The organism is Saccharopolyspora erythraea (assembly GCF_018141105.1).
Lineage (GTDB): Bacteria > Actinomycetota > Actinomycetes > Mycobacteriales > Pseudonocardiaceae > Saccharopolyspora_D > Saccharopolyspora_D erythraea_A.
Genome location: NZ_CP054839.1, coordinates 727,027 through 742,138, shown reverse-complemented (window position 1 = coordinate 742,138; position 15,112 = coordinate 727,027). Strand labels below are relative to the sequence as shown.

The window sequence follows — 15,112 nt, the reverse complement described above, 5'->3', positions numbered from 1 at the left end:
GGGGCCGGTCAGGCCGGTTCGCGGCCCGGGATCAGCTTGCCCGGGTTGAGGATTCCGGTCGGGTCGATCGCCCGCTTGGCCGCCGCGAGCACGTCCACCCCGATGGTGCCGATCTCCCCGCCGAGCCAGGGCATGTGGTCGGCGCCGACGGCGTGGTGGTGGGTGATGGTGCCGCGCTCGGCGATCACCTCGCTGGCGGCCACCTTCGCCCGCTGCCACTGGGCGATCGGGTCGTCGGAGTCCCTGGCCGCGAGCACGGTGAAGTACAGCGACGCCCCGGTTTCGTAGGCGTGGGAGATGTGGCACATGACGATCGGCGCCTTGCGGTCGACTCCGATCGCGCGCACCACGGCCGAGCGCACGGCGCTGCGCAGGTCCGAGACCGCCGACCAGCGCGTCGCGGTCTCCAGGGTCTCCACGCACACGCCGAGGTCGAGCAGCGCGTCGCGCTGGCGCGGTCCCGCGAAGCGGTTCGCCCGCCACGCCTCGCCCGCCTTGCGCCCCAGCCGCACCGAGCGGAATCCGCGCAACGCCTGCAACGTCGCCGCGCGGCGCTGCTTCAGCTCCGCGCGGGACGCGGCCTCCCAGCCCAGCACGAGCATGCACGGCTCGACGACGCCCCTGCCCCGCAGCATGGTGTGCAGCGCGCGGGCCTTGATGCCGCCCGCCAGCTCGAGCTGCACCTCGGTCTCGTCCACATCGGACAGCCGGGTCACGTCGGCCAGCGCGTGCGCCTGCGCCAGCGCGCGGACCGCGTCCGCGCCCGCCTGCCAGCCGTCGAGCACCCACGCCTCGTACTGGCGCTCGGTGGCGGCCGGGCGCACGCGCAGCGCGACCTCGGTGATCACGCCGAGCGCGCCCTCGCTGCCGACCGCGAGCTGACGCAGGTCGGGTCCGGCGGCCGACGCGGGCGCCGCGCCGAGGCGCCAGTCACCCACCGGGGTGGCCAGCCGGACACCCTCGACCATGCTCTCGAAGCGCCCGTAGCCCGCCGAAGCCTGCCCGGCGGAACGGGTCGCGGCGAAACCGCCGATGGTCGCGCGCTCGTAGGACTGCGGGAAGTGCCCCAGCGTGAAGCCGTGGGAAGCCAGCACCGCCTCGGCCTCGGGCGCGCGGACACCCGCCTGGAACACGGCGATCCGCGACACCGGGTCGACCGAGACGAGCTGGTCGAGTCTGGTCACGTCGAGCGCGATCACCGCCGACTTCCCGCCGCGCAGCGCGCTGACCCCGCCGACGACCGACGTGCCGCCGCCGAAGGGCACCACCGCCACGTCGTGGCGGACGCAGACGTCGACGACCCGCTGCACCTGCTCGGGATCGGCGGGCAGCACCACGCCGTCGGGCACCGCGAGCTCCGAACCGGTCCGGCGGCGCATGAGGTCGGTGTAGGACATGCCGCCCGCGCGACCGAGACGCGGTGCGACTTCGGTGAGCACGTGCTGCTCGCCGACCACATCGGCCAGCTCCGCGCGGACCGCCTCGCCGAGCGCGCTCTCCGGCACGTCGAGCAGCGACGCCGGTACGGCCGGGGTGCTCTCCTCGACGAGGCCGATGCGGTCGCGCAACCAGCGCAGCGCGTGTGCCGACAACGGCGCGGCGGCGGCACCCGAAGAGGTCCAGCTCCCTCGCAGGGTGTGGTCGATCAACTCGCTCACCAGTACAGTGTTACATATGGCGTCCGAGCGTCACAGGTCAACATCGGCTCGCCGGGCGGACCTCGTCCGGTCCGCGCCGATCGCGTCGACGCGGGTTCCCGAGGCGGACGAGCCCGGCGCCGACCGGCAGCGCGCCCGGAGCGCCGAGCACCTGCGCCGCGCGCCGAACCGCGTCGGGGACGCCGAGCTGCTGACCGCCGCCCGCGAGTGCGTGCTCGACCTCGGGGTGCGGCGCAGCACGCTCGCCGAGATCGCCCGCCGGGCCCGGGTCAGCCGGATGACCCTCTACCGCCGCTTCCCCGACGTCGACAGCCTGGTGACGGCGTTGATGACCACCGAGTTCGCCGAGATCCTGCACCACGCCCGGGCCGCGGAGGGCACCGGCAGCGCGCGAAACCGGCTGGTCAACGCGATGCTCCGCTGCGTGCGGCTGCTGCGTTCGGCGCCGCTGCTGCGCAGGGTCCTGGAGACCGACGCCGAGCTGCTGCTGCCCTACCTCGTCGAGCAGCTGGGGAGCACCCAGCTCGCCGCGGAGCGCTTCCTGCGGGACTACCTCGTGCAGGGCCACCTCGACGGCTCGATCCGGCGCGCGGACCCCGCCGCCCAGAGCCGGGCGCTGCTGATGACGTTGCAGTCGTTCGTCGTCTCGACCGGACCGGCGGAGGCGGGGGTCGACCCGGGCGCCCTGGTCGACGAGCTGGCGCACCTGCTCGACGCCGCGCTGCGGCCCGAAGCTCCGGAAGCGCCGTGACTGTCCGGGGCGGGGTGGCGGGGCGCAGCGCGGACGGCGGGGCGCTGAGGCACGTCGCGGACGGCAGAGCTTCGGGGCACGTCGCGGACGTCGGGCCGGCGGAGCGGGTCGCGCACGTCGGAACTCCGGGTACTCCGCCAAGCACTCACCGCCGACCAGAGGAGGCGTTTTGATCACCACGCCGCTGCCCGCCGGATCGTTGCGCGCCACCTCCCTCAACGCCTCGCGGCGCGCCGAGGAGCTGTCGGCGGTGGCTGACGACGAACTGGACGTTCTGGTGGTCGGCGGCGGCGTCACCGGCACCGGTGTCGCGCTCGACGCCGCGGCGCGCGGGCTGTCGGTGGCGCTGGTGGAGGCCGAGGACCTGGCCTGGGGGAACTCGCGCTGGTCCAGCAAGCTGGTCGACGGCGACCTGACGAGCCTGACCGCCGGCGACGTGCTGACCGCGCGGGAGAGCGCGGTCGAGCGCGGCGTGCTGATGACCCGCACCGCCCCGCACCTGGTCCGGACGATGCCGCAGCTGATCCCCCTGCACGAGTCGGCGTCCCGGCGGGCTGAGCTGCTGCTGACCGCCGGTCTGCGCGCCGGTGACGCATTGCGCCGCGCGGCGCGGACACCGTCGTCCGCGCTGCCTGCCCCTCGCCGCATCTCGGCCCCAGAGGCGCTGGCGCTCGTACCCGGGCTGCGCGCGGCCGGCCTTCGGGGCGGCCTGCTCGGTTTCGACGGCCAGCTCGTCGACGATGCCAGGCTGGTGATCGCGCTGGCCCGCACCGCCGCCGGGTTCGGCGCCCGCGTGCTCACCCGGGTCCGGGTGACCGCCTTGCACCGCGACGGCGCGGACGCGGTCGACGAGCGCTCCGGCGAGTCGCTGCGCATCCGGGCCCGTTCGGTGGTCAACGCGACCGGGGTATGGGCAGGCGTGCTCGCGCCGGAGGTGCAGTTGCGCGCCGAGCGCAGCGCGCACCTGGTGGTGGACGCCGACGCGGCCGGACTGGCCGGGACGTCGCTGATCGCGCCCTTGCCGAACGGCGGCTTCCTGCGGTTCCTGCCGCAGCCCGACGGCCGGGCCTACCTGGGCACCACCGGGGGCGAGACGCTCGATGTGCCTGCGGACCTGAGCGTGCCGGGGGCACACGAGTCCGATGTGGACATGCTGCTCTCCGCTGTCCGCGACCTCCTCGGCACACCGCTGGAACGCACGCACGTCATCGGCTCGTTCGCCGCGTTGCGCGCCGTGGCGGAGGGCTCCGGCGGATCGCGGCTGCGGCGGCGTATGGAACCGCTCGCTCGCAGGCACAGCGTGCTGACCTCGCCGGATGGAGTGGTGACCGTCGCAGGGGGCAGGCTCACGACCTACCGCAGAGCCGCCGCCGACGCCGTGGACACCGCCATCGAGGCCGCCGGCATGCCCGCCGGGCCCTCGCGGACCACGGCGGTGGCGTTGGTCGGGGCGGCCGGACGCCACCAGCTCTGCGACATCGAGGCCGACGCGCGGCTGGTCGGCAAGTACGGAACGGAAGCGGTCCGGGTGGCGGCGCTGTCGGAACTCGACCCCGACCTCGCCGACACCGTCGCACCCGGCCTGACCGCGGCGGAAGTGCTCTGGGCGGTCCGCCACGAAGGCGCCCTGGACGTCGACGACGTCCTCGACCGGCGAACCCGCATCGGCCTGGACCCGCAAGCACGCGCAGCCGCCCGGCCGTCGGTGGCGGAACTGGTCAACCGCGCGTTGGAAGGGGTTTGGGCGTAGGGGCTTGACGGCGGTGCGCCTTTGGGGCGGGGGCGCGGGCTTCGGGGTGGTCGCCTTGACATCGCGTCTCACTTTGAGAGCGGGGGCGCGGGAGTTTTCGACGCATCCAGCAGGGCTGGCGGGTCACCTTCAGAGGGGTTTCTGGGGCGCTCGCCGCCCCCAGGCCCCGGCAGGTCTCCGGGATGAGTGGGTTTTCGGGGGATGCTGCACCGCCGCTGTGTTGGAAGGCGGGATGCGAGGGGTACGACGCCCTATAGGGTGAGGTCCGCCGGTACGTGTGCGACAGGGGAGCGAAGGTGCTGGAGGTCGACAGCGTCTCCAAGCGCTACGGGGACGTCGTGGCGCTGGAGGGGATGACGTTCTCCGTGCACGCGGGCGAGATGTTCGGGTTCGTCGGCAGCAACGGGGCGGGCAAGACGACCACCATGCGGATCGCGCTCGGGGTGCTGGCCGCCGACTCCGGTGAGGTGCGGTGGAACGGGATGCCGCTGGACCTGGATGCGCGCCGCCGGATCGGCTACATGCCCGAGGAGCGGGGTCTTTACCCGAAGATGCGTGTCGCCGACCAGCTCGCCTATCTCGGTGAGCTGCACGGCATGTCCCGCGCGCGTGCCGCCGAGGCTGCCGAGTTGTGGACCGGGCGTCTCGGTCTGTCCGAGCGCCGCGACGAAGAGGTGCAGAAGCTCAGCCTCGGCAACCAGCAGCGGGTGCAGCTCGCGGCGGCGCTGGTGCACGACCCCGAGGTCCTGGTCCTCGACGAGCCGTTCTCCGGGCTCGACCCGGTGGCCGTGGAGGTGATGAGCGAGGTGCTGCGGGAGCGCTGCGCGGCCGGTGTGCCGGTGGTCTTCTCCAGTCACCAGCTCGACCTGGTCCAGCGGTTGTGCGACCGCGTCGGGATCGTCCGCGACGGCCGGATGGTCGCCTGCGGCACCGTCGCCGAGCTGCGCGATGCGGGTCCGCCGCGGCTGGTCGTCGACGGCCCGGACGGTGGTGGCGCGTGGGCGCGGGACCTGCTGGGCGTGCGGGTCGTGGGCGTCGACCACGACCGCACGACCCTGGAGCTGACCGACGGCACCGACGACCAGGACGTGCTCCGCGCCGCGGTGGCGTCCGGGCCGGTGCGGGAGTTCCGGCGGCTGCGGCCCACGCTGACCGAGCTGTTCCACAACGTCGTCACCGAGGAGACCCGATGAGCGCGGTGTGGCTGGTCGCCCGGCGCGAGGTCGTCACGCGGGTCCGGACGCGCTCCTTCGTCGTGGGCACGCTGGTCACGATCGCCATCCTCGGCCTCTACGTCGCGGTGACGATGTTCGTCGGCGCCAACCAGACGACCAAGGTCGGCGTGGCCGGGCAGGCCACCGCCGTCGCCGAGCAGCTGCGGGTGGTCTCCGACGAGCGCGGCAGGGCCGTGGAGGTCCTCGACGTCGACGACGAGTCCGCCGGCCTGGAGCGGCTGCGTGACGGTGAGCTGGACGCGCTGGTCACCGGTGCCCCCGACGCGCTGCGGCTGGTCGTCGAACAGCAGGCCGACCCGGAGCTGGCGGGCGCGCTGGACACCATCGCCAAGCAGCAGGCGCTGGATGCCGAGCTCGCCAAGTCCGGACTCGACCCGGCAGCGGTGCGCTCCACCATGGACAGTGCGCAGGTGCTGGTCACCAGCCTCGAACAGCCCGACCCGCAGCGGGGTGAGCGCCTCGGCGTCGCCGTGGCGGCCGGGCTGATGCTCTACATGTTCCTGATCATGGCCGGGCAGACGGTCGCGCAGGGCGTGGTCGAGGAGAAGTCCAGCCGGGTCGTGGAGATCCTGCTGTCCACCATCCGCCCTGGGCAGTTGCTGACCGGCAAGGTGATCGGCATCGGGCTGGTCGGCCTCCTGCAGTTCGGCATCATCTCCGGCACCGGCCTGGCCGCGGCGGCGGGCGCCGGGGCGGTCACGCTGCCGAGCGGCGCGCTGGCCGGTTCGCTGGCGCTGACGCTGGCGTGGTTCGTGCTCGGGTACTTCTTCTTCGCCACGATCCTGGCCGCGGCCGCATCGCTGGTGTCGCGCCAGGAGGAGTTGCAGAGCGTCGTGAGCCCGGTGAGCGTGCTGCTCGTGCTGCCGTTCGTCGTCGCGGTCTCGGTGCTGCCGGGCGACCCCGACAGCACCACAGGCGCTGTGCTGTCGCTGGTTCCCGGCTTCTCCCCGGTGCTCATGCCGATGCGCGCGGCGCTGGGCGTCGCCGCGCCGTGGGAGCTCGTCGTGTCGGTCGTGCTGACGCTGGTCACGACGGCCGCGCTGCTGCGGCTCGGCGGCCGGGTGTACGCCGGCGCCGTGCTGCGGACCGGCGCCCGGGTCCGCCTCGGAGACGCACTCCGGCGTTCCTGACGACCGCGGCGAACCGGTCGAAATTCGGCAATCGCGGCGATCACCCGTTCGCATCGCCACACCCGTGCGCAGAATAACTAGTTTGTGTGAAGAACGCGGGCAGACCTGGGCTGCCCGCGCCGATCATGCTCCAATCCTGCGGGTGATCTGGCGGCCCGACGCGGGGAATGATTGCAGTGGCGCACCTGTTCCGGTCCAGCCGAAATGGCACTTCTCCCGCGCACGACCAGGTCGGTGAACACATCCGAATTCGGGAGTCAGACTTGCACGACCAGGACCACACGGATATCGCCGAGCACATCATTCTCGCCACCCGCGGACGGGAGCGGGAACTCCGCCGCACCACGGCCGAAATCGGTTTCCACGAGGTGTGCCGGGTACTTCTGGACGAAGTGCTTTTCCGGTGCGACGTCTCCAATTCCGAGCCCGTGGTGGTGGAGCTGGAAATCACCGACGGAGCCACGCTGGTGCGGTATCCGATCGCGCTGGTGCGGGGTCGCCGCCCGACGGTGGCCGACGACCCCGACCACCAGCCCGACGCGCGGTTCAGCTTCGACGTCGTCGACCTGGCGAACGAACTGTTCGGCCCGCGGCGCCCGCGCGGTGCAGCGGCCCGCCGCAGCGAGCTCACCTACTCCTCCCCGTTCTCCGACGGCAGGCTCGACATCGACTCGGCACGCCGGATGGCTTCGGTGCACCGCGCCATCAGCGCACTCGCCGAAGCCTGCTCCGGCGGCTCGACGAGCCTCAACTCGCTCGCGATCCGCTACGGCACCGACAAGTGGGGCGGCCTGCACTGGTACACCCCGCATTACGAACGGCACTTCGCAGACCTGCGCGACGAACCGGTGCGACTGCTGGAGATCGGGATCGGCGGTTACGACGTCGACGGCTTCGGCGGCGGATCGCTGAAGATGTGGAAGCGCTACTTCCGGCGGGGCCTGGTGCACGGGCTCGACATCTACGACAAGTCCTTTCTCGACAGCGCCCGCATCCGCACCCTGTGCGGCGACCAGAACGACCCCGCGTACCTGACCGGCATCGCCGAGGAACTGGGGCCGTTCGACATCGTCGTGGACGACGGCAGCCACGTCGGCGAGCACCAGCTCACCTCCTTCCACGCGCTGTTCCCGCACATCCGCCCCGGCGGCTTCTACGTCATAGAAGACCTCTACACCTCGTACTGGCCCGAATACGGCGGAACCGACGCGCCGGTGCGCGGTTCCGGAACCGCGCTCGGTCTGCTGACCCAGTTGCTCGACGGACTGCACTACGAGGAAAGAGGCGATTCCGGCGGGGTGCCGCTGCCCGGTGTGGACGACCGGACGGTGGCGCTGCACATCTACCGGAATCTCGCTTTCATCGAGAAGGGCGTGAACGCCGAAGGCGGGATCCCGCTCTGGACGAAGACGCCGAGCCAGTCCCTCGCCGCCGCCACGACCCGTTGAGCCAGGGAGCTTTCGAATGCGCGTGCTGCTGAGCAGCCTGCCCGCCGCGGGTCACCTGTACCCGCTCGTCCCGTTCGCGTGGGCGCTGCGCTGCGCCGGTCACGACGTGCTCGTCGCCGCACCGAGCGACCTCGTGCCGGAGGCGACCGCCACGGGTCTGCCGGTGGCGGCGGTGTCCGACGGGCCCATCGGCCTGGCGGACCTCCTGGAGCGGATGAAGCGGGTGCCGTGGTTCGGCGGCGACCACGCCATCCTCGGCTCGTTGCACGACTTCGCCACCGGCGCCGACGAGCGGTCCCCGCTCACCGACCTCGTCGAGCGGACCCTGCCCGGCACCGAGGCTCTGGTCCGCGACTGGCGCCCGGACGTGGTCCTGCGCGACATGGCCGACCTCACCGGCGTGCTCGCCTGCGCCCGCACCGGTGTGCCGTTCGCCGAGCACTGGTGGGGCCTGGCCGCGCCCGCCTCGGCGAGGCACGAGCTGCGCAGGATCTTCGGCGACCTCTTCGCCCGCTTCGAAGCCCGCGCGCGCCCCAGTCGCGTGCTCACGATCGACCCGGTACCGCCCAGCTTCCAGAACGCGGACGCGCCGCCCGTCCACCGCTCCCGCTACGTGCCCTACAACGGCCGCGCGGAGCGGCCCGCGCTGCCGCCGAGGTCGGGGGTTCCGCGGCTCTGCATCACCTTCGGCACGTTGCTGGCCGGGGAGGGCGTGTCCGGGCTGGCCGAGCGGGTCTTGGACGCGGCGCACCGGCTGGGCGCCGAGGTCGTGCTGGCCGCGAACGAACCGCCGGTCGACGCGCACCCGGCGTTGCTGGCCGCCGGGCGGCTGCCGCTCGACCAGGTGCTGGCGAGCTGCGACGCGCTGGTCCACCACGGCGGCTCCGGCACGATGCTCACCGCTCTGTGCCACGGGCTCCCGCAGCTCGTCTTCCCGCACCAGAGCGACCACTTCGTAAACGCCGACCGCCTGCGGTCGCTGCACCTGGCGGCGGTGCTCAACGCCCGGGACGACGCGACCCGCATCGAACGCACGCTGCACGCGGTGCTGACCGACGACGGCATGCGCGCCGGCACCTGCAAGATCGCCGACGAGATCGCCGCGCAGCCCGCTCCGGCCGACCTGGTGCCGCTGTTCGAGGCGACCGTCGAGGACGCGGCGGCATGACCAGCCCCGGCGGAGGACGAGCCGACACCACCAGAAAGGACCCCGCAGTGCAGCCCGACCAGTCCCGGACCACCCCGCCCGAGTCCCGCCACGGCCCCGCGGCTGCCTGCCCGCACGTCGCGGTGCACCGCGACGAACGCCCCGGCGGCCTGGTGACCTGGCAGATCAGCGCGTTCCCCGAGGCGCGGGCCGCACTCGGGGACAGCAGGCTGAGCAAGGACTCCCGGCGGCTGGGCGAGGCGCTGCGCGCGGGCGGCAGGTCGATGTTCGCCGAGTACGGCGACAACCTGCTCGACAACCTCCTCAACTGCGACCCGCCTGACCACACCAGGCTGCGCGGGCTGGTGGGCAAGGCGTTCTCGCCGGCCACCATCGACCGGCTGCGCCCCGCCACCCAGCGGCTCGCCGACGAGCTGGTCGCCTCGATGCTGCCCGCGGGCCAAGCCGACCTGCTCCCGCAGTTCGCCTACCCCTTCACGTTCGGTGTGATCGCGCGCGTCCTCGGCCTCCCGCCCGACTCCTACCGGATCTTCCAGCGCTGGACCGAGTCGATGACCGCGCCGCGCGAGCAGGGCACCGACCGCATGGTCGCCGCGCAGCACCTGGGCGAGCACGTGACCGAGCTGGTGCGGCGCAGCCGGGAGTGGCTGGCCAGCGCACCGGCCGAGACGCTGCTCGACGAGCTGGTCAGCGTCCGCGACGACGGCGACCGGCTGTCGGAGAACGAGCTCGTCGCCACCGTGCTGCTGCTGATCATCGCCGGCCACGAGACCACGGTGAACCTGATCGGCAACGGCGTGCACGCGCTGCTCCAGCACCCCGACCAGCTCGCCCTGCTCCGCGACCGCCCGGAGCTGATCGACGGCGCGGTGGAGGAACTGCTGCGGTTCCAACCGCCGATCAGCAAGACGACGCTGCGCGTCACGACGACCGACATCGAGGTGACGGGCACCGAGATCCCGGCGGGCAGCATCGTCAACGTGCTGGTCCCGGCCGCCAACCGCGACCAGCGGCAGTTCCCCGATGCCGACCGGCTCGACATCACACGGCCCCCGTCGGCGCACCTGTCCTTCGGCCACGGCATCCACTACTGCCTCGGCGCGCCGCTGGCCCGGATGGAGGGCCGCATCGCCATCCGCGCGCTGCTGCGCGGGCTGCCCGGGCTGCGGCTCGCCGAACCCGCGGCGGAGATCCCCTGGCGCGCCAGCAACATCCTGCGCGGACTGCAACGCCTCCCGGTCCGCTTCGACCCGGCGGGCGAAGAGGTGTGCGACCGCAGCCGCGCCGGTGCCGCGCGGGTGCACGCATGAGCGCCGCCGGGCTCTCGCGGCCGGACGCGCGGGAGCGGGCGGGGTCGCCGGACGCCAACGGCGCGCGGTACCTGGAGCTGATGAAGAGGGTCCTCACCAACGTCATCTACGAGGACGTCACCCACCGGCTCGACCACGCCAACGCGGGCGGCAACCCCCGCTTCGACGCGGAACGCCGCCGCAACGGCCTGGACTGGCCGTCGGTCGCCCACACCATGATCGGGCGCAAGCGGCTGGACAACCTGCACGAATGCCTGGAGCGGGTGGTCGCCGACGACGTGCCCGGCGACCTCGCCGAGACCGGGGTTTGGCGGGGCGGCTCGTGCATCTTCATGCGGGCCTTCCTCGCCGCGCACGGCATCACCGGCCGCCAGGTGTGGGTGGCCGACTCCTTCGAGGGGATGCCCGACACCGACGGCAGCGCCAACGAGCTCGACCGGGAGCTCGCGCTGCACCGGATGAACGAGGTGCTCGGAATCCCGCTGGAGGTGGTGCGGGACAACTTCCGGCGCTACGGACTGCTCGACGAGCAGGTGCGGTTCCTGCCCGGCTGGTTCGCCGACACCCTGCCGGACGCCCCGGTCTCCGAGCTCGCGGTCCTCCGGCTCGACGGCGACCTCTACGAGTCGACGATGGACGCCCTGGTGCACCTCTACCCCAGGCTCTCCCGGGGCGGCTTCGTCATCGTCGACGACTACGCCCTGCCGCCGTGCCGCGCCGCGGTGCGCGAGTTCCGCCGGGTCAACGGCATCCACGAACCCGTCGAGTGGATCGACTACATGGGCGTCTACTGGCGTCGCGAGTGCTGAGGGCCCGCCTCCGATCCACAAAAACGGCGAATCCCCCCGGACGCGAAGCGGCCCCGGGTTCCAGGCTGGTAGGCCTGGGCACCGGGGCCGTGATGCGTGGGGGCGGCGGGTGCGCCGCCCCGGAGCGCGAACGGTTACGAGAAGGATTCAGACCGGGTCAGCGCCGGTCGTCACCTCAGCGCTGAGCGATCGGCGTGTAGGCCCGCTCCGCCTCGCCGGTGTAGACCTGGCGCGGCCGGCTGATCTTGCGGGCCGGGTCCTCGAGCATCTCCCGCCAGTGCGCGATCCAGCCGGGCAGGCGGCCGAGCGCGAACAGCACGGTGAAGAACTTCGTCGGGAAGCCCATCGCCTTGTAGATCAGGCCGGTGTAGAAGTCGACGTTCGGGTAGAGCTTGCGCTCGACGAAGTAGTCGTCGGCCAGCGCCTTCTCCTCCAGCTTGAGCGCGATGTCCAGCAGCGGGTCGTTCGCGCTGAGCTTGCCGAGCACCTCGTCGGCGGTCTTCTTGATGATCGCCGCGCGCGGGTCGTAGTTCTTGTAGACCCGATGCCCGAAGCCCATCAGCTTGACGCCGGGCTCCTTGTTCTTGACGCGGTTGACGAACGAGTCGACGTCACCGCCGTTGCGGTGGATGCCCTCCAGCATCTCCAGCACCGCGCTGTTGGCGCCGCCGTGCAGCGGGCCGAACAGGGCGTTGATGCCCGCCGAGATGCTGGCGAACAGGTTGGCCTCCGAGGAGCCGACCATCCGCACGGTCGAGGTCGAGCAGTTCTGCTCGTGGTCGGCGTGCAGGATGAACAGCAGGTCGAGGGCGCGGGTCAGCGTCGGGTCGACCTCGTAGGGCTCGGCCGGGAAGCCGAAGGTCATCCGCAGGAAGTTCTCCACCAGCCCGAGCGAGTTGTCCGGGTAGAGGAACGGCTGGCCCACGGACTTCTTGTAGGCGTAGGCCGCGATGGTCGGCAGCTTGGCCAGCAGCCGGACCGTGGACAGCTCGACCTGGTTGGCGTCGAACGGGTTGAGGCTGTCCTGGTAGAAGGTGGACAGCGCCGAGACCGCCGAGGACAGCACGGGCATCGGGTGCGCGTCGCGCGGGAAGCCGTCGAAGAACTGCTTGAGGTCCTCGTGCAGCAGGGTGTGCCTGCGGATGCGCTCGGCGAAGTCCTCGTACTGCTGCTGGGTCGGCAGCTCGCCGTAGATCAGCAGGTAGGAAACCTCGATGAAGTTCGACTTCGCCGCGAGCTCCTCGATCGGGTAACCGCGGTAGCGCAGGATGCCGGCGTCACCGTCGATGTAGGTGATGTCGGAGGTGCAGGCCGCCGTATTGACGAATCCCGGATCCAACGTCACCAAACCGGTCTGGGCCAGCAGCTTGCCGAGATCCACACCAGGCGCGCCCTCGGTTGGCTGCGTCACCTGCATTTCATGCTCGCCGCCGTCGTAGCGCAGCGCGACGGTACGTTTGGTGGTCGCGTCGTCGGGCATTCGGGAACCTCTCGCGCTCGTCAGGGGCGGCTTGCGTCGCCGACGACCCGCGCCCCGGGCGGCCGTGCTGTCCGGGGGCTGCGTTGTCGATCGCGCACATGCGCCGGCCGGGGTGTCCGAGCCGCCGCAGCACCACCCCGTTGGGGTCCTGTCGGTAGTCACGCTAGACCGCAGGAGGGGCCTCGCGCAGCAATCGGGTTTGCCCTTTTGGGCAGGTGGGACCACGATCACATCGATCGCACGCGTTCGGCATGCCCCGATTTCAACCCTCCGAAACCGGTTCAGACCACCGCTGTGACCAGTGCGCGCCTCCGATAGCGGGTACCCGCACTCGTCCAGGCGCCGGAGCGTGCCCGACACCATAACGGTGGCATCACACACGCACGTACGCCCGAAAGTGTCGTGGTGCGTTCAGCTCAGCCGTGCCTCCGGCGGTCGCAGCGCGCCCGCGGCGAGGGCGGTCGGGTGTGGTCGCTCACCGTGACGTCGTCGGCCCGCAGCGACGGTCACGCCGGGTACCGCTCCGGTCACATCGGACGGCCATCGAGGACCGACGGCACGCAGCGGGCGTCGAACCGCCCGCGGGACGCCGGTCACCGCGGCGCCGCATGGCACCGCGCGGAACGGCCGTCCGTGCGGTGCCGTGCCCTCGTGCGGGGTAAGGGCGGATGGGGCGGGCGCAAACGTGCGGGGACGAGCGCACTCGCCCCGCCGCACGTACGCCCTGAGCTGCGCCCGCCGGGGCCGCGCTCAGTCCACCTCGGAGGCGAACGGCGGCTCCGCGCCCGGTCGCGACACGGTGACGGCGGCGGCGGACGCCGCGAACCGCAGAGCCCGCTCCCAGTCCTCGCGGCCGAGGGCGCGGACGGCGTCGACCGAAAGGGCGTCGTTGCGGTGCAGCCAGCCCAGCAGCGCCGCCTGCACGGTGTCGCCCGCGCCGATCGTGTCGGCGACCTCGGCCCGCACGCCGGGCACCTCGAACACCTCGCCGGAGGCGGTGAGCACCGTCAGCCCCTCCGCGCCCCTGGTCATGACCACGGCCGCCGGACCGGCCTGCTGCCAGCGGCGAAGCGCCGTCGCCAGGTCCTCGTCACCGGCCAGCCACTCGGCGTCCTCCTCGGACACCTTCAGCAGGCTCACGGCGGGCAGCCAGCTCGCGAAGCGCTCCCGGTAGGCGGCGGGGTCCTCGATCAGGTCCGCCCGGATGTTGGGGTCCAGGGCGACGAAGCGGCCGCGCTCGGCCTCGCGGAACAGCACCTTCTCGTACACCGACGCGGCGGGCTCCAGCACCATGGCCAGCGTGCCGAAGGCGACCGCCGACGTCTCGGCGGGCAGCTCCTGATCCTCGACGAACCGCACGGCGGTGTCGGCGGTGTGGAAGCTGTAGCGGGCCGAACCGTCCTCCGCCAGCCCCACCACGGCCAGCGTCGTCGGCTGCGGGCCGCGCTGCACCAGCGAGGTGTCCACATTGGAGTCGTGCAGCCGCTCGACAAGCTTGTCGCCGAACTGGTCGGTGGAGACCCGCGCGAAGAAGCCCACCGGCACACCGAGCCTGCCCAGCGCGATCGCGACGTTGTACGGGCCTCCGCCCAGCCGCGGGTGCAGCGGTCCGAGCTCGCCCTCCGCGGTGGACTGATCAGGGACGAGGTCGACGAGGGCCTCTCCGCCGATGACGATCACTTTTCCTCCGTACTGTGGTCGCGCCCGTTGTCGCCCTGCTCCGCCGACAGCCCGCCGAGCAGGAACTGCGAAAGCGCCGCGAACGCCTCCGCGTCCGACAGCCCGGTGCGCTCACCGATCTCGCCACTCTGGATGCCGCTGATCGTCCGGCCGACCATCTCGGCGACCAGCGCGGCGTGCACCTCGCGGAAGACGCCCTCGCGGACGCCGTCCCGGATGTAGCGGCGGACGCGGTCCGCCGCGGCGTGCGCGTTGGCCTCGTAGGTGGCCCTGGTCGCGGAGTTGGCCGCCATGTCCTCGATGAACTCGCGGGATGCCGGCCGCAGCGCCTCTGCTGCGGCATCAAGGTACACGCGCATGCGGTCGCGGACGTCGGTCACCGTCTCGACGCGGCCCTCGACGAAGGCGGTCGCGGTCTTGAAGTAGTGGCCCACCACGCGCACGGCGAGCTGTTCCTTGCTGCCGGCCAGCGTGTAGAGCGTCGACTTCGAGCAGTGCAGGCGGCCTGCGAGGTCGTCGAGCGTCAGGTGCGCGAAGCCCTCGGCCAGGAACAGGTCGCGCAACCGGTCGAGCAGCTCCGCCCGCCGGGGGCTGACCTGCCGCGACCCCGCCTGCCTGCGGCGGGGCCCGCCTACGAGCGAGCGGTCGGAGGTGGTCATCGCCCGAGACTGCCACAGCCCGGTACCACCACGG

At 72.3% G+C, this 15,112-nt stretch carries 12 protein-coding genes; 8 read left to right on the top strand and 4 right to left on the bottom strand.

Annotation, left to right across the window (positions count from 1 at the left end):
* Positions 1 to 8 precede the first annotated feature (8 nt).
* Positions 9 to 1,658: an FAD-binding oxidoreductase gene (locus HUO13_RS03515; RefSeq protein WP_211900065.1), complete on the bottom strand. Its 1,650-nt coding sequence runs from the start codon at positions 1,656 to 1,658 to the stop codon at positions 9 to 11.
* A 16-nt stretch (positions 1,659 to 1,674) separates the two neighbouring features.
* Here HUO13_RS03515 and HUO13_RS03510 point away from each other — a divergent pair, with 16 nt between their 5' ends.
* The 8 genes from HUO13_RS03510 (at position 1,675) to HUO13_RS03475 (ending at position 11,259) form a co-directional block, all read left to right on the top strand.
* Positions 1,675 to 2,409 carry a TetR/AcrR family transcriptional regulator gene (locus HUO13_RS03510; RefSeq protein ID WP_211900064.1) on the top strand — a complete coding sequence of 245 codons (735 nt, stop codon included), beginning with the start codon at positions 1,675 to 1,677 and terminating at the stop codon, positions 2,407 to 2,409.
* Positions 2,410 to 2,578: 169 nt separating this feature from the next.
* Positions 2,579 to 4,159: a glycerol-3-phosphate dehydrogenase/oxidase gene (locus HUO13_RS03505; protein WP_211900063.1), complete on the top strand. Its 1,581-nt coding sequence runs from the start codon at positions 2,579 to 2,581 to the stop codon at positions 4,157 to 4,159.
* A 296-nt stretch (positions 4,160 to 4,455) separates the two neighbouring features.
* Positions 4,456 to 5,352 carry an ABC transporter ATP-binding protein gene (locus HUO13_RS03500; RefSeq protein WP_211900062.1) on the top strand — a complete coding sequence of 299 codons (897 nt, stop codon included), beginning with the start codon at positions 4,456 to 4,458 and terminating at the stop codon, positions 5,350 to 5,352.
* Positions 5,349 to 6,524, top strand: coding sequence for an ABC transporter permease (locus HUO13_RS03495; RefSeq protein WP_211900061.1), 1,176 nt, complete (start codon positions 5,349 to 5,351; stop codon positions 6,522 to 6,524). Before HUO13_RS03500 ends, HUO13_RS03495 begins: the two co-directional genes overlap by 4 nt.
* A 263-nt stretch (positions 6,525 to 6,787) precedes the next feature.
* On the top strand, positions 6,788 to 7,972 hold the full coding sequence (locus tag HUO13_RS03490; RefSeq protein ID WP_211900060.1) for a class I SAM-dependent methyltransferase: 1,185 nt from the start codon (positions 6,788 to 6,790) through the stop codon (positions 7,970 to 7,972).
* 16 nt (positions 7,973 to 7,988) lie between these two features.
* A complete protein-coding gene (locus HUO13_RS03485; RefSeq protein ID WP_211900059.1) occupies positions 7,989 to 9,140 on the top strand; it encodes a nucleotide disphospho-sugar-binding domain-containing protein in 1,152 nt (383 codons plus the stop codon).
* Positions 9,137 to 10,450 carry a cytochrome P450 family protein gene (locus tag HUO13_RS03480; protein WP_249124423.1) on the top strand — a complete coding sequence of 438 codons (1,314 nt, stop codon included), beginning with the start codon at positions 9,137 to 9,139 and terminating at the stop codon, positions 10,448 to 10,450. The genes HUO13_RS03485 and HUO13_RS03480 overlap by 4 nt, the downstream gene beginning before the upstream one ends.
* Positions 10,447 to 11,259, top strand: a complete 813-nt coding sequence (locus tag HUO13_RS03475) for a TylF/MycF family methyltransferase (RefSeq protein ID WP_211900058.1) — start codon at positions 10,447 to 10,449, stop codon at positions 11,257 to 11,259. The genes HUO13_RS03480 and HUO13_RS03475 overlap by 4 nt, the downstream gene beginning before the upstream one ends.
* Before the next feature lie 175 nt (positions 11,260 to 11,434).
* Here the strand turns inward: HUO13_RS03475 and HUO13_RS03470 are convergent, their stop codons facing one another.
* The 3 genes from HUO13_RS03470 to HUO13_RS03460 form a co-directional block, all read right to left on the bottom strand.
* The gene (locus HUO13_RS03470; protein ID WP_211900057.1) at positions 11,435 to 12,739 is read right to left on the bottom strand and encodes a citrate synthase; all 1,305 of its coding nucleotides are present in this window, start codon (positions 12,737 to 12,739) and stop codon (positions 11,435 to 11,437) included.
* A 750-nt stretch (positions 12,740 to 13,489) separates the two neighbouring features.
* The gene (locus HUO13_RS03465) at positions 13,490 to 14,419 is read right to left on the bottom strand and encodes a carbohydrate kinase family protein (RefSeq protein ID WP_211900056.1); all 930 of its coding nucleotides are present in this window, start codon (positions 14,417 to 14,419) and stop codon (positions 13,490 to 13,492) included.
* Positions 14,416 to 15,078, bottom strand: coding sequence for a TetR/AcrR family transcriptional regulator (locus HUO13_RS03460; RefSeq protein WP_211900055.1), 663 nt, complete (start codon positions 15,076 to 15,078; stop codon positions 14,416 to 14,418). Before HUO13_RS03460 ends, HUO13_RS03465 begins: the two co-directional genes overlap by 4 nt.
* Positions 15,079 to 15,112 lie beyond the last annotated feature (34 nt).